This window comes from Priestia sp. USM5 (genome assembly GCF_058323215.1).
In genome coordinates this window covers 1,423,391-1,441,777 of the sequence record NZ_JBSGKN010000001.1, presented here as the reverse complement: position 1 = coordinate 1,441,777, position 18,387 = coordinate 1,423,391, and the positions used below count along the sequence as shown (strand labels likewise).

The 18,387-nt window shown below is 39.0% G+C and carries 23 protein-coding genes and 1 pseudogene; 7 read left to right on the top strand and 17 right to left on the bottom strand.

Features of this window, described 5'->3' with window-relative positions; all coding sequences use genetic code 11:
* Positions 1 to 122 precede the first annotated feature (122 nt).
* The gene (locus tag ACWATA_RS07795; protein WP_165636457.1) at positions 123 to 1,511 is read left to right on the top strand and encodes an alpha/beta fold hydrolase; all 1,389 of its coding nucleotides are present in this window, start codon (positions 123 to 125) and stop codon (positions 1,509 to 1,511) included.
* Positions 1,512 to 1,547: 36 nt separating this feature from the next.
* Here ACWATA_RS07795 and ACWATA_RS07790 read toward each other — a convergent pair whose 3' ends face one another.
* Positions 1,548 to 2,093 carry a GNAT family N-acetyltransferase gene (locus ACWATA_RS07790; RefSeq protein ID WP_224980303.1) on the bottom strand — a complete coding sequence of 182 codons (546 nt, stop codon included), beginning with the start codon at positions 2,091 to 2,093 and terminating at the stop codon, positions 1,548 to 1,550.
* Between the two features lie 102 nt (positions 2,094 to 2,195).
* Here ACWATA_RS07790 and ACWATA_RS07785 point away from each other — a divergent pair, with 102 nt between their 5' ends.
* On the top strand, positions 2,196 to 2,660 hold the full coding sequence (locus tag ACWATA_RS07785; RefSeq protein WP_224980304.1) for a hypothetical protein: 465 nt from the start codon (positions 2,196 to 2,198) through the stop codon (positions 2,658 to 2,660).
* Between the two features lie 181 nt (positions 2,661 to 2,841).
* Here the strand turns inward: ACWATA_RS07785 and ACWATA_RS07780 are convergent, their stop codons facing one another.
* The 3 genes and pseudogenes from ACWATA_RS07780 to ACWATA_RS07770 form a co-directional block, all read right to left on the bottom strand.
* Positions 2,842 to 4,026, bottom strand: coding sequence for a M20 family metallopeptidase (locus ACWATA_RS07780; protein ID WP_473049739.1), 1,185 nt, complete (start codon positions 4,024 to 4,026; stop codon positions 2,842 to 2,844).
* Positions 4,004 to 4,285 carry a hypothetical protein gene (locus ACWATA_RS07775; protein WP_224980305.1) on the bottom strand — a complete coding sequence of 94 codons (282 nt, stop codon included), beginning with the start codon at positions 4,283 to 4,285 and terminating at the stop codon, positions 4,004 to 4,006. The genes ACWATA_RS07780 and ACWATA_RS07775 overlap by 23 nt, the downstream gene beginning before the upstream one ends.
* A gap of 405 nt (positions 4,286 to 4,690) precedes the next feature.
* Positions 4,691 to 5,257 (bottom strand): annotated as a pseudogene (locus ACWATA_RS07770) (NAD(P)-dependent alcohol dehydrogenase); the annotation flags it as partial.
* A 152-nt stretch (positions 5,258 to 5,409) separates the two neighbouring features.
* Here ACWATA_RS07770 and ACWATA_RS07765 point away from each other — a divergent pair.
* The 4 genes from ACWATA_RS07765 (at position 5,410) to ACWATA_RS07750 (ending at position 9,894) form a co-directional block, all read left to right on the top strand.
* Positions 5,410 to 6,102, top strand: a complete 693-nt coding sequence (locus ACWATA_RS07765) for a response regulator transcription factor (RefSeq protein ID WP_224980595.1) — start codon at positions 5,410 to 5,412, stop codon at positions 6,100 to 6,102.
* Positions 6,095 to 7,099 carry a sensor histidine kinase gene (locus ACWATA_RS07760; protein ID WP_473049738.1) on the top strand — a complete coding sequence of 335 codons (1,005 nt, stop codon included), beginning with the start codon at positions 6,095 to 6,097 and terminating at the stop codon, positions 7,097 to 7,099. Before ACWATA_RS07765 ends, ACWATA_RS07760 begins: the two co-directional genes overlap by 8 nt.
* A gap of 100 nt (positions 7,100 to 7,199) precedes the next feature.
* A complete protein-coding gene (locus ACWATA_RS07755) occupies positions 7,200 to 7,961 on the top strand; it encodes an ABC transporter ATP-binding protein (RefSeq protein WP_154990197.1) in 762 nt (253 codons plus the stop codon).
* Positions 7,951 to 9,894 carry an FtsX-like permease family protein gene (locus tag ACWATA_RS07750; RefSeq protein ID WP_473049737.1) on the top strand — a complete coding sequence of 648 codons (1,944 nt, stop codon included), beginning with the start codon at positions 7,951 to 7,953 and terminating at the stop codon, positions 9,892 to 9,894. The genes ACWATA_RS07755 and ACWATA_RS07750 overlap by 11 nt, the downstream gene beginning before the upstream one ends.
* A 48-nt stretch (positions 9,895 to 9,942) precedes the next feature.
* Here the strand turns inward: ACWATA_RS07750 and ACWATA_RS07745 are convergent, their stop codons facing one another.
* The 3 genes from ACWATA_RS07745 to ACWATA_RS07735 form a co-directional block, all read right to left on the bottom strand.
* On the bottom strand, positions 9,943 to 10,557 hold the full coding sequence (locus ACWATA_RS07745; RefSeq protein WP_325077641.1) for a GNAT family N-acetyltransferase: 615 nt from the start codon (positions 10,555 to 10,557) through the stop codon (positions 9,943 to 9,945).
* 107 nt (positions 10,558 to 10,664) lie between these two features.
* A complete protein-coding gene (locus ACWATA_RS07740) occupies positions 10,665 to 11,267 on the bottom strand; it encodes a dienelactone hydrolase family protein (protein WP_430055833.1) in 603 nt (200 codons plus the stop codon).
* 6 nt (positions 11,268 to 11,273) lie between these two features.
* Positions 11,274 to 12,476, bottom strand: a complete 1,203-nt coding sequence (locus ACWATA_RS07735; protein ID WP_473049736.1) for an aminotransferase-like domain-containing protein — start codon at positions 12,474 to 12,476, stop codon at positions 11,274 to 11,276.
* Positions 12,477 to 13,025: 549 nt separating this feature from the next.
* Between ACWATA_RS07735 and ACWATA_RS07730 the strand changes: the two genes are divergently transcribed.
* Positions 13,026 to 13,202, top strand: a complete 177-nt coding sequence (locus tag ACWATA_RS07730; RefSeq protein WP_168761041.1) for a hypothetical protein — start codon at positions 13,026 to 13,028, stop codon at positions 13,200 to 13,202.
* 26 nt (positions 13,203 to 13,228) lie between these two features.
* Here the strand turns inward: ACWATA_RS07730 and ACWATA_RS07725 are convergent, their stop codons facing one another.
* The 10 genes from ACWATA_RS07725 to ACWATA_RS07680 form a co-directional block, all read right to left on the bottom strand.
* Complete coding sequence (locus ACWATA_RS07725; protein ID WP_221815775.1) at positions 13,229 to 14,005, bottom strand: sulfite exporter TauE/SafE family protein; 777 nt, start codon at positions 14,003 to 14,005, stop codon at positions 13,229 to 13,231.
* A gap of 70 nt (positions 14,006 to 14,075) precedes the next feature.
* Entirely contained in the window at positions 14,076 to 14,300 is a 225-nt protein-coding gene (locus ACWATA_RS07720; protein ID WP_473049735.1) for a sulfurtransferase TusA family protein, read from the bottom strand.
* A 24-nt stretch (positions 14,301 to 14,324) separates the two neighbouring features.
* On the bottom strand, positions 14,325 to 15,452 hold the full coding sequence (locus tag ACWATA_RS07715; protein WP_221815777.1) for an MBL fold metallo-hydrolase: 1,128 nt from the start codon (positions 15,450 to 15,452) through the stop codon (positions 14,325 to 14,327).
* Between the two features lie 61 nt (positions 15,453 to 15,513).
* Positions 15,514 to 16,065 carry a sulfurtransferase TusA family protein gene (locus ACWATA_RS07710; RefSeq protein ID WP_275036047.1) on the bottom strand — a complete coding sequence of 184 codons (552 nt, stop codon included), beginning with the start codon at positions 16,063 to 16,065 and terminating at the stop codon, positions 15,514 to 15,516.
* A gap of 55 nt (positions 16,066 to 16,120) precedes the next feature.
* Positions 16,121 to 16,417 carry a rhodanese-like domain-containing protein gene (locus ACWATA_RS07705; protein ID WP_098627577.1) on the bottom strand — a complete coding sequence of 99 codons (297 nt, stop codon included), beginning with the start codon at positions 16,415 to 16,417 and terminating at the stop codon, positions 16,121 to 16,123.
* A gap of 22 nt (positions 16,418 to 16,439) precedes the next feature.
* Entirely contained in the window at positions 16,440 to 16,796 is a 357-nt protein-coding gene (locus tag ACWATA_RS07700) for a rhodanese-like domain-containing protein (protein ID WP_033580280.1), read from the bottom strand.
* A 27-nt stretch (positions 16,797 to 16,823) separates the two neighbouring features.
* Positions 16,824 to 17,306 carry a DsrE/DsrF/DrsH-like family protein gene (locus tag ACWATA_RS07695; protein ID WP_013058040.1) on the bottom strand — a complete coding sequence of 161 codons (483 nt, stop codon included), beginning with the start codon at positions 17,304 to 17,306 and terminating at the stop codon, positions 16,824 to 16,826.
* 46 nt (positions 17,307 to 17,352) lie between these two features.
* Positions 17,353 to 17,580 (bottom strand): sulfurtransferase TusA family protein, encoded by a 228-nt coding sequence (locus ACWATA_RS07690; RefSeq protein WP_028414566.1) that lies wholly within the window; start codon positions 17,578 to 17,580, stop codon positions 17,353 to 17,355.
* A 91-nt stretch (positions 17,581 to 17,671) separates the two neighbouring features.
* Positions 17,672 to 17,932 (bottom strand): metal-sensitive transcriptional regulator, encoded by a 261-nt coding sequence (locus ACWATA_RS07685; RefSeq protein WP_028414567.1) that lies wholly within the window; start codon positions 17,930 to 17,932, stop codon positions 17,672 to 17,674.
* Positions 17,922 to 18,281: a sulfurtransferase gene (locus ACWATA_RS07680; protein ID WP_224980320.1), complete on the bottom strand. Its 360-nt coding sequence runs from the start codon at positions 18,279 to 18,281 to the stop codon at positions 17,922 to 17,924. Before ACWATA_RS07680 ends, ACWATA_RS07685 begins: the two co-directional genes overlap by 11 nt.
* Positions 18,282 to 18,387 lie beyond the last annotated feature (106 nt).

Here is an 18,387-nt window from a genome sequence, read left to right as displayed (position 1 = left end):
AACTTCTTTGTTTTACCATATTTATAGCCCAGCTCCTTTCTTTTTATCTCAGAATGACATGACTTCATTTACCTAAAATTGGTATACTGGTAGAGTAAAAGAATCCCCAAGCAGGATGATGTATGAAAAAAGTAAAAGCTGCCCTTCCACTCGCTGTTTCTTTAGCTCTCGGCCTTCAAGTACTCCCTATGTCCACTTCAACCATTGAAGCTGAAGCAGCGGCGAATGCTGCTCATCACTCAGCAAAAGTTGAATACAAACGAGCTAATTCATTTCTAACCAATCTATCGAACGGAAAAACAAAAGAAGCTACGCGCTACTTTTCCCGCAGCCTGCAGGCAAAAATGAGTGAAGATAACCTAAAAACGTGGTGGTCATCTCTAACCGCTCAGCTTGGTGCTGTAAAAAAGATTGGTACAGCTGTACAAGGCGAAGTCAATACCGTTCATCGAAATATAGACATTCCCATTAAATTTGAACACGCATCAGCTACTTTAACCGTTCGATTTAGTCAAAATCGTCAAATTGATGACTGGCGAATTGTACCGGACGAGCGCCAATTTTCATTTTCCACACCGCCTTATGACACCCCTAAGAACTACAGTGAAAAACAGCTTTCAATCGGCAAAGCACCTTACGAACTTCCAGCAACGCTCACTCTTCCAATACGTTCAAAGCACCAAAATGTCCCCGTTGTCATTTTAGTTCACGGATCAGGTCCTTCTGATCAAGATGAAACCTTTATGAGCTTAAAGCCGTTTCGAGATCTGGCTTCAGGATTGGCTTCTCAAGGAATCGCCGTTTTACGCTACAACAAGCGTACATACGAACATACAGCTAAAATGTCCGGTGAAAGTAAGATAAGCGTTGACGATGAAACAACGGATGATGCCGTACTTGCAGTCAAAGCAATGGCGAAACAAAAAGGCATCGACAGCCGCAACATTTTTATACTAGGACACAGTCAAGGCGGCATGATGATGCCTCGAATTTTAAATCAAACGCCTGATAAAAGCGTGCGGGGCTCTGTTTTACTTGCTGCACCGAGCCGCACACTTCCAGAGTTAATGCTTGAACAATTTGCCTATCTTGTATCGCTGAATCAGCTTCCGAAAGAGCAGCTTTCTTTTTTCCAGCAGCAGTTTGCCATTTTACAAGACCCAAATTTTTCGCCAGCTCAGCCGCCAAAAGAATTTTTGCTTGGCACGCCTTATTTTTGGTATGACTTAGCTCACTGGCACCCTGCAGAAGTTGCAAAATCTCAGAACACGCCGCTGCTTCTTTTACAAGGAGCGCGTGATTATCAAGTAACGACCGAAGATTTTGAAGGTTGGAAGCAAAGTTTATCTCAGCGTTCCGACACTTCCTTTAAGCTTTATCCAAAGCTCAACCACTTTTTCACAGAAGGATCCGGTGAAAAAAGTAAGCCCGATGAGTATGCTGTTTCAGCCAACATTCCTTCTTATGTCATTGATGATATTGTGAAATGGGTTCGTGAAACGCAAAAGTAAAGAAACAAGGCGCTGTTTTATCAGCGCCTTGTTCTCTTACTCTTTAAACCTTCCCATTACAACCGTACTATAGTACTTCCCGTCAGACAGCACCTTGTCATTTTTTAATACTCCTTCTACTTCAAATCCGAACTTTTCATATAAATCAATGGCTTTTTTATTCGTTTCTAACACATTCAGCGTCATTTTCTTCATGCTCGCGCTCTCTGCCCACAGTATGGATTGCTGCAAAAAACCTTTGCCAATTCCGTATCCCCAATATTCTTTTGCGACGCATACACCAAACTCTACTTTATGAGCCAATCGCTTCAACTCATTACCTTCACATCTTGAAAATCCGACAATTTCATTATGTACAACCGCTACTAAAAATAAGTTTCGTTTACTTTCTGTGTCACGTTGAATAAGTTTTTCAAAGTCGGATTCGTCCATATACCCTTCTCCTGATTCACGATCTAAGTTTTCCGTTTCTCCATCTAGCTGAACTCTTAGGTGAGACAGTTCGTTTGCATCGCTAGGGTCAGCTGAACGAATGATGTACTGAAGTCCTTTTACATGGTAAATCTGTTGATTGATGACCATCCTATACCTCCACATGTATTTCTTTCAATCAACCTATCAATTAGTTTTAATTTCCTTTATTATAAATATTATACATAAAGAAATGAAAGAGAGTTGAAGGAATTGCTTTGGTTATTGCTTTTGATTCTATACGGCATTTACAAGTTGTATAAATCAAGAAGACCGCTAACGAAGTTTGGTCACTTTTATGAGAAAGCGTTTGAGCTAGAAGAAAAAAAGCGATATGAAGATGCGCTTGATATACGCAACCAAGGGATTGAACTCCATACCCTTACGGATTTAGAACGAGCTGATTTACATTTAGCGAACGGGCGTATGCTTTTAAAACTAAGGCAATATGAAGAATCAACGAAACACTACGATGCATCATTTAAACTCGCAAAATACGAAAAGTTTCCTTATTCAAAGGGATTCGACGAAGTTATTGAAGCCTACTTGTATGCAGGGCGTAAAGAAGATGCGCTGATAATAACCAATAACATGTTAAAACGGCAAAGCTATGATCAAAAATTCAAGAAGCTCGAGCCTTTAAAAGAAAAGCTTCTTTCATATGAAGGCTCATGGTAAAATTAAACAATTAAAAACGTATTGTTAAGAGAGATCGAGGTGAGCGTAATGGTCATAACGGTTATTGTAGGAGTGCTGGGTCTGATTGGTTTAATTGCAGCAGGATTTGCGACGAATTATAAAGATACGAAGTAAGGATACATAAAAAAGAACAAGAACCAAATAGGTTCTTGTTCTTTTTTTAACGAGCCAACAGCTTTTCAGCAACGCGCAAAAACATCTTTACTCCAACTTCAAGCGAGGCTTCATCTACCGTAAACTTCGGATGATGATGAGGGTATACGATGCCCTGTTCTTCATTTCGCGCTCCAATGTTAAAAAATGCTCCTTCCGTTTCCTGCAGGTAAGCTGAAAAGTCTTCTCCTCCCATTTTAGGAGACAGCGTCTTTACACGGTCTTTTCCGTATTCTTCAATGGCTGTTTCTTCAATTAACCTTGTAATTTCTTCAGAGTTAATGACAGGGTGATAGCCTTTTTCATACGTAAACGTGTACTCTGCGCCGTAGGCTTCTGTTAGTCCTTTTACAATCCGGTCAATTTGTGCCGGAACTTTTTCTCGCAGAGCCGCGTCAAAGCTTCGAACGGTACCATTCAGCTCCACTTTATCAGGAAGTACGTTGTGCGTAGTTCCTCCGTGAAATTGTGTAACCGATACGACTAATTTATCGATTGGATTCGTCGTTCTTGAAACAATCGTTTGAAGGTTCGTCACAATTTGCGCTCCTACAACAATCGCATCAACTGCTTCATGAGGCGCTGCGGCGTGTCCTCCTTTTCCTTTAATCGATATGTTAAACGTGTCAGGCGAAGCCATCATAGGACCTGCAAGCACGCCGATTTCTCCGACGGGAAGACCAGAATTCAAGTGCGTACCAATTACATAATCCACACCTTCCATCACGCCTTCTTTCACAAGCTCCTGGGCTCCTCCAGGCAGCAGCTCTTCTGCGTGTTGAAAAATCAAGCGAATTTCTCCTTTAAATTCATTTACTAACTGAGAAAGCACAGAAGCTACTCCTAGCAAAATAGCCGTGTGACCGTCATGTCCGCATGCATGCATCACGCCTTTATGAACCGAAGCAAATGAAAACGTATTTTCTTCTTCGATCGGCAGCGCGTCCATATCCGCTCGAATTGCTACTACCTTTCCCTCTTCTTTCCCTATTAATCTAGCTACCACGCTTGTTGGTGTAGGACGCGTAATGATAAAGCTTCCAAACGAACGAAGCGTATCTTCCACAAACTGAGCCGTTCGGTGCTCTTGAAACGATAATTCAGGATAGCGATGAAAATGTCTTCTCCATTCAATTACCTGCTTCTTCAAGCTTTCTGTGACGCTGTATTCACCGATTGATTTGACTGTCATAAACAAATTCCCCCTTTGTTTGACTATATCGATTGGCTGGAACGGAAAGATTTAAATTTCCGCGCAGCGTATCGCTTTCATATGAAGTGTCGTAAAGCCCGCGCTCTTGCAAGATAGGCACCACTTTTTCCACAAACTGATGAAACGTCTCGCTCATAAACGGGCGAAGCACAAATCCATCCGCTGCTTCCTGCTCATACCATTTTTGCATTTCATCCGCTACGTACTCTGGCGTTCCTGAAAACGGCGAACGAGGCAAAATTGTTTCAAGCGCGACCTCTCTTAACGTTAACTTTCGAGCAGCCGCCGCTTGTTTAATTTTATTCGTGGTGCTTTGAAAGGCATTGGCTCCGATATCCCCTAACTCTGGAAACGGTGCGTCTACGTCAAATTGATGAAAGTCATAATTATCAAAAAAACGAGCTAAATATGTAATGGCATGATCAATTGGAATTAAAGCGGCAAGCTCTCCATATCTTCTTTCTACATCTTCCTCGCTATCTCCTATAACTAAATCAATACTAAAAAAAAGAGATGCTTTGATTGTTCAAAGCATCTCCAGTCGTCTGGTCAATCGGTTTTAAATAGCTGTTTAGTTGACTTATCTGCATGTTATACCTACTATCCGGGTAAGTCAAATCATCTTTTCAAATATGTAGTTTTATTACTTTAAAACTACAACCACATTTCCTACCTTATGTCCGGTCTCTACATACTCATGAGCTGCTGGAATTTGTTCTAGAGAGTAGCATCTATCAATGACTGATTTGATCCGGCCTTCTTCCATGAGCTTTTTAAGAAACAATAAATCTTCCGTCTGCACTTTCGCAATTCCTTGTCCTTCTACTGAAACAAAGCGCCCATTTAGTGTTAACGCTTCCTTACACTGGTTTTTTGTAAGTTTTCCAACGGCATCAAAAATAAGATCATATCTTTCTTCTTTTTTAGTAAAATCTTCGTTTTGGTAGTCGATGACGTAATCTGCTCCTAAAGATTTTACTAGTTCCCTGTTTTTAGCACTGCTCACGCCTGTCACTTCAGCTCCGTAATAGTTAGCAAGCTGTACAGCGGTAGTTCCTACGGCACCTGACGCACCGTAGATAAGCACTTTTTGTCCGGCTTGAATGTTTCCTTTTCTAAAAAAATGCAGAACCGTTGTGCCACCAAAAGAAATAGAAGCCGCCTCTTCATAGGTTACATTTTCTGGCTTTACAGCTATTGTCCCTTTTTCACTAGCGTTCAATATATGTTTATAAGCTATGCTCATCAAAAGCTATTCTTTCACATTTTATAAAGAACGCCGGTGAATCTACTGTCACATATGGTAAATAAAAGGATATTGCTATAAAATAAGTATAAAAACAGAAAGCGTGGTACGTGTTATTGTTTAAACTTCTTTTAATTGAAGATGATGTAACGCTGTTTAACGAACTGAAAGAGCGGTTGGAGCAATGGTCATATGATGTTTACGGCATCCGTAATTTCAGTAACGTTATGCAGGAGTTTAGCGAGGTAAAACCTGATTTAGTGATTATGGATATTCAACTGCCGAAGTATGACGGATTCCACTGGTGCAGAATGATTCGCTCTCACTCAAAAATTCCTATTATCTTTCTATCTTCACGAGATCACCCTTCTGATATGGTGATGTCTATGCAATTTGGAGCCGACGACTTTGTGCAAAAGCCGTTTCATTTTGATGTGCTTGTAGCAAAAATACAAGCCCTTCTCCGCCGCGTGTATAATTACAGCGTTGAACAAGTAAGCCTTCTTTCGTGGCAAGGCGCAACGATTGATTACGAAAAAAATAAAGTATCAACGGAATCTAAAGCTATTGAGTTAACCAAAAATGAAATCTTTATTTTAAAATGCTTAATATATAAAAAGAATACGATTGTAAGCCGAGATGAGCTGATTAATAGTTTGTGGGAAGATAAACGGTTTATCAGTGATAATACCCTAACGGTAAACGTCAATCGCCTGCGAAAAAAGTTAGATGAAATTGGACTGGGAAGCTTTATTGAAACAAAAGTCGGTCAAGGCTACGTAGCGATTGAAGAGGAACGCTATGATTAAACTCTTTATTCGCGAGCGTCTAAGCTGGATCCTTTTCTTTTTTATCATACATTTTTTTATGCTATTTATCGCGTATATTGATGAATCCATTCCTCTGTCTTCGATTCTCTATATCGTGTTTTTATCATCGATTATCTTTCTTATTTTTTGCGTCTTCCGCTATCAGAAAGAAACGAAATTTTACCAAGGGTTAAAAGATGAAGAGGATTTCTTTGATTCTTCTACTCTTTCTCATCCGCTGCGCCCCTTTGAAAAGATTGTTCAGCAAAATCTGATGCAACAATTAGAACAGGCGAAAAAAGATGCGGTGCAAACTCAGCTGCACGTGACGCAGGAAAAAGATGAAATGTTAGCTTGGATTCACGAAATTAAAACGCCGTTAACTGCAATGCATTTAATAATTGAACGCTTAGAAAATCGAGAAGTTAAAGCAAACTTGACGTTCGAGTGGCTCCGTATTCACTTTTTACTTGATCAACAGCTGCATCAAAAGCGCATTTTCTTTATCGAAAATGATATGTATATTGAACACCTGGATTTAGAGTCCCTTATTTTCACCGAGATCAAAACGCTGCAAGCTTGGTGTATGCAAAAAAATATTGGGTTTGATGTGGACATACAGACAGGACATGTACTGTGTGACGCAAAGTGGCTTTCGTTTATTATGAGACAGCTCTTAACAAACGCAGTCAAGTACAGTGAAGCATCTGACGTAATGATTAGAAGCTACAAGCACCATGGTCAAGTGTACGTCGAGATAAAAGACAGCGGACGCGGCATTTCTCCTCAAGATATGCCGCGCATTTTTGAGAAAGGTTTTACATCAACCACTCAGCATGAAGACAGCCGTGCCACAGGCATGGGTTTGTATCTCGCTCAAAAAGCTGCGCACGCTCTTTCGATTCACATTGGTGTAAAGTCCGTTCTTAACGAAGGCACGACGTTTACACTTGCCTTTCCTAAATCAAATGATTTTGTTGATATGAAAAGCATGTGACAAAAATGTCACATGCTTTCGTTATTTGTTCGGTGAATCAAAGGAAAACGCAAGGCTCTTTTTTTATAATAAACGTATCAGATCAAAGGAGTGAATACATATGAACATATTAGAAGCTACTAATATTCATAAAAGCTACGGAAATAAATTTAATAAACAAGAAGTATTAAAAGGTGTAGATATTACGATTATGAAAGGAGAATTTGTAGGAATTATGGGGGCTTCCGGCTCAGGTAAAACCACGCTTCTGAACGTGCTTTCCTCGATTGATAAAATCAACGGCGGAACCATCAAAATTGAAGGAAATGAAATTAGCAGAATGAAAGAAAAGCAGTTAGCGAACTTCCGAAAAACACATTTGGGCTTTATTTTTCAAGACTATAACTTACTGGATACGCTGACAGTCAAAGAAAATATCCTCTTGCCGCTTTCTGTTGTCAAAACTCCTTCAGCAGTAGCTCACAAAAAATTTGACGTTCTAGCCAAACAGCTCGGCATCTATGAGCTCAAAGATAAATATCCAAATGAAATTTCAGGCGGACAAAAGCAGCGTACTTCTGCTGCAAGAGCCTTTATTCATGAGCCAAGTATGATTTTTGCTGACGAACCAACCGGTGCACTTGACTCAAAAGCAGCTAGCGATTTATTAAACAAACTGACCGAGCTTAATGACAAAAGAAGTGCAACCATTGTGATGGTAACGCATGACCCAGTGGCAGCCAGCTACTGCAGTAAAGTGATTTTTATAAAAGACGGACAAATTTATACGCAGCTGTATAAAGGCGATCAAACGCGAAAAGACTTCTTTGAAGATATTATGAAAACCCAAGGTGTACTAGGCGGAGTGCAAGATGAATATTAATCAGCTCGTTTTCCGCAACTTCAAAAAGAATGTAAAAAACTATTATTTGTACGTTTTTGCACTGGTTTTCAGCGCAGCTTTATATTTTGCTTTTGTCACGCTTCAGTACGATCCTGCTCTTGATGCAACCAAAGGCTCCATTAAAGGAGGCGCGGCGGTTCGGGCCGCTTCTGTTTTACTTGTAGCCATTGTTTCTATCTTTCTACTATATGCAAATACGATTTTTATTAAGCGACGCAGTAAAGAAATTGGCTTATTTCAGCTAATTGGCATGACCAAAACAAAAATTTTCCGTATTTTGACCGTTGAAAATTTTATGCTGTATTTTGCCTCACTGATTGTCGGCATTTTAATTGGGTTTTCGTTTTCAAAAGCGGTCATTATGATTTTGTTTAAAATCACCGATACAAAAGGCATTGCCAAGCTTCACTTTTCAGAAGAAGCCTTGATTCAAACGCTGATTGTGTTCGGCGTCATCTATTTGTTAATCATGACGATGAACTATCTTTTTATTAAAAGACAGACCATTTTAGCCCTATTCCGCGTTACGTCATCTACAGAAAGCAAAACAAAAAAAATCAGTATTCTTGAAATTATTATTGGAATTCTTGGCATGATCTTTATTGCTTCCGGCTACTATATTTCTGCTAAATTGTTTGACGGATCTTTTACAAGCATGAATGCTTTGTCCATCGCAATGGTATCTATTTTAGCTTCGGTTATCATCGGAACCTATTTGTTTTATAAAGGCTCAGTTCGCTTTTTATTAAATCTGATGCGTAAAAGCAAAAAAGGCTATTTATCGATTAACAATGTATTATCTCTTTCTTCCATTATGTTTCGCATGAAATCAAATGCACTGTTACTGACGGTTATTACAACCGTATCGGCTCTTGCTATTGGTCTGTTGTGCTTGAGCTACATCTCTTATTATTCTGCTGAAAAGTCGGCCGAAGATTATGTGCCTAACGATTTTTCAATCAATAATACAAAAGACGCTGCTTCATTTAAAGCCGCGCTGGATCAAAAGAAAATAGCATATACGGAAAAAAAGATCGACGTCATCCAAGTAAAAGCAAACGTAAAAAACATCTTAGAAAATAATTTGGAAGGCCCGATGGTAGACTCGTCCGCTATGGTTTTTTCAGTTGTTAGCGAAAAATCTGTTAGTGGTGTAAAGGTAGCTCAAAATGAAACTTTGTTTACCGGCTATAATGATATGCTTCAACGAGTAAATTCATTTAAAGATTCCGGAGAAATTGAGCTAATAGGAAAGAAAAAAGTCATTCCGCAAAAGTATATAGGTTTAAATCGAAAATTTCTCTTATCTACCTATTTTACGAGCGGTATGCCTACTGTAATTGTAGACGATTCTGTGTTTAATGAACTGGAAAAAGACGTGAATCCTTCTGTGCAAAAAGAATCCTCTGTGTACACAGGGATAGATATATCACAAAAAAATGACGTACCAAAAGCAAATGAGATTTTCAAAGAAATGAAATTGGGAAATCATACTTTCAATGATTCGCGTATCGAAACGGTAAAAAGCCAAAAGCAGACTATGGGTCTAATCATGTTCATTGTCGCTTTTCTAGGACTGGCATTTTTAATCACGTCAGGGTGCATTCTTTACTTTAAACAAATGGACGAAAGTGAAGATGAAAAGCCGAACTATACGATTCTTAGAAAACTCGGCTTCACTGAAAATGATTTACTAAAAGGCATAAAAATAAAGCAGCTTTTTAATTTCGGCATTCCGTTAATCGTAGGGTTGCTTCACAGCTATTTTGCCGTACAATCCGGCTGGTTCTGGTTTGGAACAGAGCTTTGGACACCTATTATTATCGTCATGATTATCTATACGGCGCTGTACTCTATTTTTGGTATTTTATCCGTTCTTTACTATAAAAAAATGATTAAACAAGCTCTCTAAAAATAAAAAGCACAAGCTATAGCTTGTGCTTTTTATCTTTACATGCCATTAATTGCTGGCGTTTTCTTTATTTTCCGCACTGGCTTCATGTAAAAAATTTTCTAATCGCTTTTTGACAAACGGCCATTCGTCATCGATTATACTGAAGATGACCGAATCTCGTACGTATCCATCTGGTAAAAGCATATGTTTTCTGCTAATGCCTTCTTGCGTAGCACCTAACCGTTTAATAGCCGCTCTAGACCGCTTGTTTTGCGCATCCGTTTTGAACTGAACGCGGTGAAACTTCAGCTCTTCAAAACAGTATTTTAATAATAAATACTTACACTCCGTGTTGACTCGAGTTCGCCACACGGATGGATGATACCACGTCCACCCTATTTCTACGCTTTTGTTAGGAAGTGATATATCTAAAAATCTTGTGCTTCCTACAATTGAATGTGACTCTATATCAAATACAGCAAAAGGCAGCTCTCTTCCTTCCTGCTTTGCTTTTAAAGCACTTTCAATCAGCTGTTTCATATCACTTAGACGATGAACTTTTACCGGGAGATGCTCCCAAATTTCTTTCGGTTTTGCAGCTTCATAGAGTCCTTGCTCATGCATTTTTTCAAGCGGCACTAGCTTTACCGCTGTTCCTACAAGTTCAACTGACTTTAGCATAACCTCACTCCTTTTTGATACGTTTAAAGAAAATGTTAATACAGGTATATGTACTGAAAAAGGGTCAGTTTCTGCTTATTGCAAGGTATCACTTTCAGCGTGTATAGCTAGTGATCAGCTAAGTGCTTTTCGAGAAAGTCACTTACTGTTTGGAAGGCTTCGTCCGCTGATTCTTTATTAAAGGTTTGTGAAAAAGGATTCATAAACCCATGAAATCCATAAAACTTTTTGATTTCCAAAAGCGGCTCTCTTTTTTGCTCTAGTGAGTTTATTAAACAGTCTACATCAAATGTTTGCTCTTCAGCAGGAAAAATAAGAAGAGTTGGACACACAGGACGTCTATTTATATAGTCTCTAATGCGCGATCCGTAACAGCCAATCACAAAGTCACACAAATTGTTTTCACTGCATAGCCACGATATTGTGGCTCCTACACTAAATCCCATGATCCCTACTTCTTCATATTCTTGTTTTAGCTGAATTAACATGTTAGTAATTTGTTTTGAACCCTCGTCAATCCCAATGTTTTGAACAAAGTTCTGATAAGCAATTGCTTCTTCTTCATAACTATAAGGAATGTCTCTAGATAGTAAGTTAGGGCAGATAATATCTGCCTCTAACTTAGATAATTTCTCTTTCATAAACTTCATATGATCGTTCACACCGTATATTTCATGAATTAATAAAATGGCTTTATTTGGCTTTTCCATACCTTTTTACAAAACAGTCGTTTCTCTCGCCAGTTCACGGTGCAATACGTCTCCCATGCGCTTCATGCCTTCTACGATTTGCTCCGCAGACATATTCGAGTAATTCAAGCGCAGCGCGTTGTTTCTTGTGCCATTTGGAAAGAATGGTGTTCCCGGAACACAGGCTACGTTATTTTTTAGACATTCTGAAAAGATATGTGCTGAATCGATTCCTTGGGGCAGCTCTACCCAAATAAACAATCCGCCTTCTGGCTTACTGTAAGACAAATTCTCCGGGAAAAATTCTTCAATACAAGATAACATTTGTGTACATCGCTCTTTATACACAGCTTTAATTTTTTGAATGTGCTCTTCGATATCATAAAGCTCCATATACTTAGCCGTTACCCGCTGAGCAAAGCTGTCCGTATGCAAGTCTGCTACTTGTTTAAATGCCACGTACTTATCAATGAAAGCTTCATCTGCGCACACCCAGCCGATTCGAAGACCTGGTGCAAAAATTTTAGAAAATGTGCTGATATAAATAACTCTGCCTTCTGTATCAAAATGCTTGACCGGTGGAAGCGTTTCTCCTGCAAATCGGACTCCTCCGTAGGGATTGTCTTCCACAATCAGCACGTCGTATGCATTCGCAAGCTCGATCATTCGCTGACGTCTTTCTAGCGTTAAGGTGCGTCCTGTAGGGTTTTGAAAATCTGGAATTGTATAGATAAATTTAGCATGCGGATTTTCTTGAAGTTTTTTCTCCAGCTCTTCCATAATCATTCCGTCTTCGTCCATATCTACTTCTACAAACGTTGCATTGTAAGATTTGAAGACGTTGATGGCTGCTAGGTATGTTGGACTTTCACAGATTACCACGTCTCCGTCATCAAGAAACAGTCTTCCTGTAAGGTCAATTGCCTGCTGAGATCCGGACGTGATTAAAATGTTTGAAACAGCGGACTCGATGCCGATATGCTTCATTCGTGTCGAAATGGCTTCTCGTAAAGGAATATACCCTTCAGTTGTACTATATTGAAGCGAAGCGGCTCCGTCTTCATTTAATACGGCGCGGCACGCATCGTTCATTGCTTCAACGGGAAACAGTTCCGGCGCGGGAAGTCCTCCTGCAAACGAAATGACTTCTGGTCGTTCCGTTACTTTTAAAATTTCGCGTGTTTCAGAGGATTTTACAAGACTAGCTCGTTGGGCAAATTTATCTTTCATTGATGATCATTCCTTTTCTAGATTTTAAACTTTTAATAACAAATTAATTATTCGAATAGTCAGAAAAATTAAAGTGCACTCTTCTATCCATAAAATCAGACAGCTTTTACAGCTTGCAAGATGCCTTTTTAACAGATAACTAGCATGTGCATGCTTTCTGATTCTCCCTTTCTCCTTTCAATCTATTTTTCTCATTCACTATTTGTAATACAAATCAAAGGTCGTACGATAATTATGGCCTTATATTTAATGTATGTTAAAAAGGATAACATAAAATTCAAATAAATAAACAATAAATTCTACAAATTCTTAATTTTTTATACAAATATATTTATCTCACTAAATGATTCTTCAAAATCATTCCTTTTATTAATAATTTCAACAGTGCTTCTAGTATTTCCAGGACTTCCTTACCTGGCGTATCAGCGTAAGTTAAAAAAGCTTCGTAACATTTAAAAATTCCCTTTTCATTGACCTGCCGTGTAAAACCCTTTATAATCCTTATTAACTCGATAAGATTTAAAGGTTTTAGTACAGGAGTGATGAAAAGTGAAATGGTTTCATTTACTGTTCAATGAACGATGCCCTAAATGTAAGCAAGTGTTAAATACATCAAAATCTAACGCACTTCACGCTACTGTAGTGAAAGTGTGTCCATCTAACCACTATCAAAAAGAATTTCATCCTGCGCTTGAAACGTATGTGGAAAGTGATGAAGTGCTATAAAAAAAGCTATGGGAATCCATAGCTTTTTATAGTAGCCCCCACCAAATCTTAATTGCCGTTGCTAAAATCAAACCGGCAAGGATCCACTGAAGCACTTTTGTATTCATTTTCTGACCAACTTTTGCACCGATTGGAGAGGCAATTAAACTTGCAGCAACTAAAATAAGTGCCGGTATAAATGGGACTTGATGCGTCACCAGCTTTCCAACCGTTGAACCAATGGAAGAAATGAAGGTAACGGCCAGTGAAGTTGCGATGGTTATTCGAGTTGGAATTTTAAGCACCACAAGCATCACAGGAACCAAAATAAAGGCTCCTCCTGCTCCTAACACGCCTGCTACGGCTCCGATAAGCAGTGATAAAATAGAAGCTAATCCTTTATTGAATTGAAGTTCGCCTTCTTTTATCTCATCTACATTTTTCTTTGGAATAAACATCATAACAACAGCAATAAGAGCTAAAACTCCATATACAACATTTAATCCTTGTTCACTCATATAATGTGAGAGGTAGCTTCCAAGCATGCTCCCAATTAGAATATTACTGCCCATATATAAAATTAATGATTTATTTAAAAATCCGCTTTTTCGATACGCCCATACGCCACCTAATGTCGCAAAGAATACTTGAATGGCTCCTGCACCTGAGACTTGATGAGCCGTTAATGCTCCTACTCCTACTAATGGAGGAATATATAACAGCATCGGATAATTAATAACAGACCCACCAATACCGACCATACCGGAAATAAACGACCCCATAAATCCAATAAGAAAAAGCGTGATGATAAAGGTAAAATCCATCTATAGTCGCTCCGTTTCATATAAGGAAAGGGTACCTTTTACAAGAGATACCCTTTTCGTCCATTATTTCTTATCCTTTTTTAATCCAAAATTTAAGAACGTCGCCTTCTTCTGTCTGAAGAAGCTCATGACCGCCAGATTTTGCCCAGGCTGCAAGGTCATTTTTCGCCCCTTTATCCGTTGCGTGAATCTCTAGCACTTGACCAGATTCTAGTTCATTCATTGCTTTTTTTGTTTTAACAATTGGCATTGGACATGCCAGCCCTTTTGCATCTAGTACTTTGTTTGATTCCATTTCTCTCTCTCCTTTGTTTAGGTTTTAGCGAATTGCACAGCGGTTTGGTCCAATCTCCATTTCACGCTGTTTTTCTTCATCTGGACTTGCTTTCCCCATATTTGTTTCACGAATTTCTTGATACGCATTTGGCTGCGGCGGTAAATTATCTGTTACTAAGTGTCTGAACTCTGCTTCATCTTTAATGTTTAATCCATGATTTTTCGCAAACAACGTACCTAACTTTTCAGCTACGCTGCCGTTGTCATTTAGCTCATCAATCATCATAAAATGAGCTGGCAATACGATTAACTCGTCTGACAATGCTTTATAGCGTGTATAAAGCGTCTCGCGCAGATCGCCTACCCAGTCTTCAGCCATACCAGCTAAATCAGGACGCCCAATTGAGTCGATGAACAAAATATCTCCTGAAAGCAAGTATTGATTGTCTACGATAAAAGAAGTGGATCCAATCGTATGACCCGGTGAATAAAGAGGCTGAATCGTAATCGTTGTGTTGCCAATTACGACATCACTGCCTTCTTCTAACGCCTTGTAGTCGAACATCACTTCTTCTGCATCTTTTGGAGGCAGCCAGTACGCTGCATTTGTTGCTTCCGCAATGACTCTTCCTCCTGAAATGTGATCTGCATGAAGGTGCGTATCAAACACATGCTTAACTGTGACACCAAGCTCTTTGGCGAAGTTGATATACACATTTGCCATACGCGTCGCATCAATAATAGCCGCTTCACCGTTTGATACGATCATATAAGATAAGCATCCTTTACCAATACGAACAAACTGATAAATTTCTCCGCCATCTTTTAAATCGCCGACTTTAACAGGCTCTAAATATTCACTCCACGCTTTCATACCGCCTTTTAGGTACGATACGGTAAGACCCGCTTCTGAAAGCATGTCAGCTACCATCACTGATGAACCTTCTTTGGCGCAGACAACTAACACTTCTTTATCCGAAGGGATTTTTTCTAAGATTTCTTCTACTCCGTCTAAAAGATCGAAGTATGGAACATTTAAATGCTGAAATTGATGACCTTCAATTTTCCAATCGCTAAAATCATTTTCGTTACGAACGTCCAAGATAAATAGCGGTTCTTTATTGATAATTTTAGATGTAACTTCTTTTGCAGTAAGAACATGCACTGTCATATTAAAATACCTCCTTAGGTATATAAACTATCAAATTTTTTAATTCACTATAATTCACTAATTATTCTACTTTACCCGTCCAGTCACGCATACCAGGAACCACGTTAATTACGTTTCTAAATCCTTGCTTTTTCATCGTTTGACCTGCCATTTCACTTCGTCTTCCAGAGTGGCAAATAATATAAATTTCATTCTCTTTATTTAATTCCTTCGAACGTTTTTCTACTTCGCCAAGCGGAATATGAACCACCCCTGGAATATGAGCCTCATCATATTCTTCTACTTCACGCACGTCTAAAATGTGAAGATGTTCATCATTCTCTACTTTTTTCGCAAATTCTTCTAATGAAATTTCAGGAATTGGCGTTACGTTTTCTTCAGCTCCGCCTTTACGAAGAAAGTGGTGAAGAACGTCACCTTCTGTCTCTGTACCTAAATACTCGTGACCTGTGCTTTTTGCCCACGCTTGTAAGTCAGCCGTAGAGCCTTTATCTGTTGCTTGAATTTCCAGCACTTGACCTGCTTCTAATTCATTCATTTTCTTCTTTGTTCTCACAATTGGCATTGGACATGCTAACCCTTTTGCATCTAATACGAAGTTTGCTTGCATCATTTCTTTTTCCTCCTTGGTTTAAATACTAACAGGGGTATATTTTTATCTAAAAAAATTAGACCGTTTCCCCTTTCCACTCCATCATGCCGCCGGTCATATTCGTTACACTATAGCCTTTCTGCTCAAGAAAACGAGCTGCCATTCCGCTTCTGCCACCAGAACGACAGACAACAATATAATTCTTTGCTTTATCTAACTCATGCATACGGAATTCCAATAAAGGAAGCGGAATATTTAACGCATTTGGTATTTTACCTATTTTTACTTCCTCTACTTCACGCACGTCTAAAATGTGAATTTGTTCTTGTTTTTTTACTAAGTGTTCTACTTCTTGTGCTGCTATTGTCTTCACTCTGCGTCTCCTCCTTCTTGATTTATCTCCACGTATTCATGCCGCCTTTAACGTTGGTGATGGATATAAAACCTTGCTTTTTCAACAGCTTACTTGCTTTCATACTTCTCATTCCGCTTTGACAAATAACGACTACTTCTCTGTCTTTTGAAAGCTGACCTGTTTGCGCGGGCAATTCTGATAAAGGAATGTTTCGAAACCCTTTAATATGTTTGGTACGAAATTCATGTGGTGTTCGCACATCGATAAACTGGTTATCTTTATTTTTTAACTTTGCTTTTAACTCCGTTGTGGCTATTTGCTGAATACCTTTTACTGTTGCAAAACGCTGATACAGAAACCACAGCAGAAAAACGATAATAAGCGCATTGATAATCATATTAACCCTCGCTTCATGAGCTATCTTTTAGATGAATAAGTTTACGTTTCCGTCTTCTGCATCGGCTAAATACGCCGCTACGCCTGCATATTCAATATTATCTAGCAGCTCTTTTTCCTGTAACCCTAGAAGATCCATCGTCATTGTACAAGCTACTAGCTTAACGTCTTGTTCCTGCGCCATTTCGATAAGCTGCGGCAGCGTTAAAGCATTATGCTTTTTCATGACATTTTTAATCATTTTAGGTCCCATACCTGCAAAGTTCATTTTAGATAAGCCCATTTTATCCGCACCGCGCGGCATCATTTTGCCAAACATCTTTTCTAAAAATCCTTTTTTCACCGGCACCATTTCTTCTTTACGAAGCGCATTCAATCCCCAAAACGTATGGAATATCGTCACTTCATGGTCATAAGCAGCCGCTCCGTTAGCAATAATATAAGCTGCCATCGCTTTGTCATAATCACCGCTAAATAATACAATTGTTGTTCGTTTCTTTTGCTCAGTCATGTTGCTCCTCCTATTACCCTATGGGGTATATTTGAATTTAAAAAAATTAGCTCTTTTGAATGTAAAAGATAAATGTGCTTCCTTCTTCTTTAAAATCAATAAGCTCGTGTCCTGTTGATTTTGCCCAAGCTGTTAGATCACTTTTAGCACCTTTATCTGTCGTTTGCACTTCTAATACTTGGCCTGTTGTTAAAGTATCCATTGCTTTTTTTGTTTTTACGATTGGCATTGGACACGCTAATCCTTTTGCATCTAAAACTTGATCAATTTTCATAGTGTTTATCTCTCCTTTTATATACATATACCTGTAAGGGTATATTATACTAAATAATGATATTCGTCAACCTTAAATAAGGTGACAACGATTAACGACTTTTCACTAACAGCTGTACAGCTTCTTTCACTAACCCTTCCGTTGGCTCTCCTTGCTGAAGGCTTTCTCTGACGCACTGTTCAAGATTTCTGCTCACAATAACTCCCATTGTGCGATCAATGGCACTTCTTGCAGCAGATAATTGAGTCACGACGTCTCGGCAGTCTTTTCCTTGTTCCATCATGCTAAGCACGCCTTTTAACTGCCCTTCAATTCGGCGCAGCCGATTTTTCACTTGTTGGTTATACTCCATAATCGAATACCCCTTTCTTTCCTTTACTTTTACACGCTGCTAACTCATAGCTGCGTACTTCAAAACCTTTTTTTCGTAAGAACCGTACGCCTAAATTTAACTCCACTCTATCTCCGGCAATCAGATGAACGCTGCCCTGTGGAATTTCTGAATAAAAGCGTTTGAGATACGCATACGGCATAACTAACCCCTTAGAATCATGAACTTCATGATAATGACGAATATCTACAACCGTTCGCCCAAGTTCTTTTGCTTCAGATTCCCGTATGCACTGTATTCCTTTAACAGGATAATAACGTCTGTATGCAATAAATAAAATAGCAAGCAACAATACTGCTATATAAAGCATAACAATCACCGCCTTGCTATTGAATTGATGTTGTTTACACGCTCTATATTATACCCCTGCGGGTATATTGTCAAGCGAGAAAATTATAATTAATTTTGCTGATTTA

Coding starts and splice junctions, on each gene's coding strand:
- ACWATA_RS07795 (WP_165636457.1), top strand. CDS start 123: ATGAAAAAAGTAAAAGCTGCCCTTCCACTCGCTGTTTCTTTAGCTCTC.
- ACWATA_RS07790 (WP_224980303.1), bottom strand. CDS start 2,093: ATGGTCATCAATCAACAGATTTACCATGTAAAAGGACTTCAGTACATC.
- ACWATA_RS07780 (WP_473049739.1), bottom strand. CDS start 4,026: ATGACAGTCAAATCAATCGGTGAATACAGCGTCACAGAAAGCTTGAAG.
- ACWATA_RS07760 (WP_473049738.1), top strand. CDS start 6,095: ATGATTAAACTCTTTATTCGCGAGCGTCTAAGCTGGATCCTTTTCTTT.
- ACWATA_RS07755 (WP_154990197.1), top strand. CDS start 7,200: ATGAACATATTAGAAGCTACTAATATTCATAAAAGCTACGGAAATAAA.
- ACWATA_RS07750 (WP_473049737.1), top strand. CDS start 7,951: ATGAATATTAATCAGCTCGTTTTCCGCAACTTCAAAAAGAATGTAAAA.
- ACWATA_RS07745 (WP_325077641.1), bottom strand. CDS start 10,557: ATGCTAAAGTCAGTTGAACTTGTAGGAACAGCGGTAAAGCTAGTGCCG.
- ACWATA_RS07740 (WP_430055833.1), bottom strand. CDS start 11,267: ATGGAAAAGCCAAATAAAGCCATTTTATTAATTCATGAAATATACGGT.
- ACWATA_RS07735 (WP_473049736.1), bottom strand. CDS start 12,476: ATGAAAGATAAATTTGCCCAACGAGCTAGTCTTGTAAAATCCTCTGAA.
- ACWATA_RS07725 (WP_221815775.1), bottom strand. CDS start 14,005: ATGGATTTTACCTTTATCATCACGCTTTTTCTTATTGGATTTATGGGG.
- ACWATA_RS07720 (WP_473049735.1), bottom strand. CDS start 14,300: ATGGAATCAAACAAAGTACTAGATGCAAAAGGGCTGGCATGTCCAATG.
- ACWATA_RS07715 (WP_221815777.1), bottom strand. CDS start 15,452: ATGACAGTGCATGTTCTTACTGCAAAAGAAGTTACATCTAAAATTATC.
- ACWATA_RS07710 (WP_275036047.1), bottom strand. CDS start 16,065: ATGATGCAAGCAAACTTCGTATTAGATGCAAAAGGGTTAGCATGTCCA.
- ACWATA_RS07700 (WP_033580280.1), bottom strand. CDS start 16,796: ATGATTATCAATGCGCTTATTATCGTTTTTCTGCTGTGGTTTCTGTAT.
- ACWATA_RS07695 (WP_013058040.1), bottom strand. CDS start 17,306: ATGACTGAGCAAAAGAAACGAACAACAATTGTATTATTTAGCGGTGAT.
- ACWATA_RS07690 (WP_028414566.1), bottom strand. CDS start 17,580: ATGAAAATTGATCAAGTTTTAGATGCAAAAGGATTAGCGTGTCCAATG.
- ACWATA_RS07685 (WP_028414567.1), bottom strand. CDS start 17,932: ATGGAGTATAACCAACAAGTGAAAAATCGGCTGCGCCGAATTGAAGGG.
- ACWATA_RS07680 (WP_224980320.1), bottom strand. CDS start 18,281: ATGCTTTATATAGCAGTATTGTTGCTTGCTATTTTATTTATTGCATAC.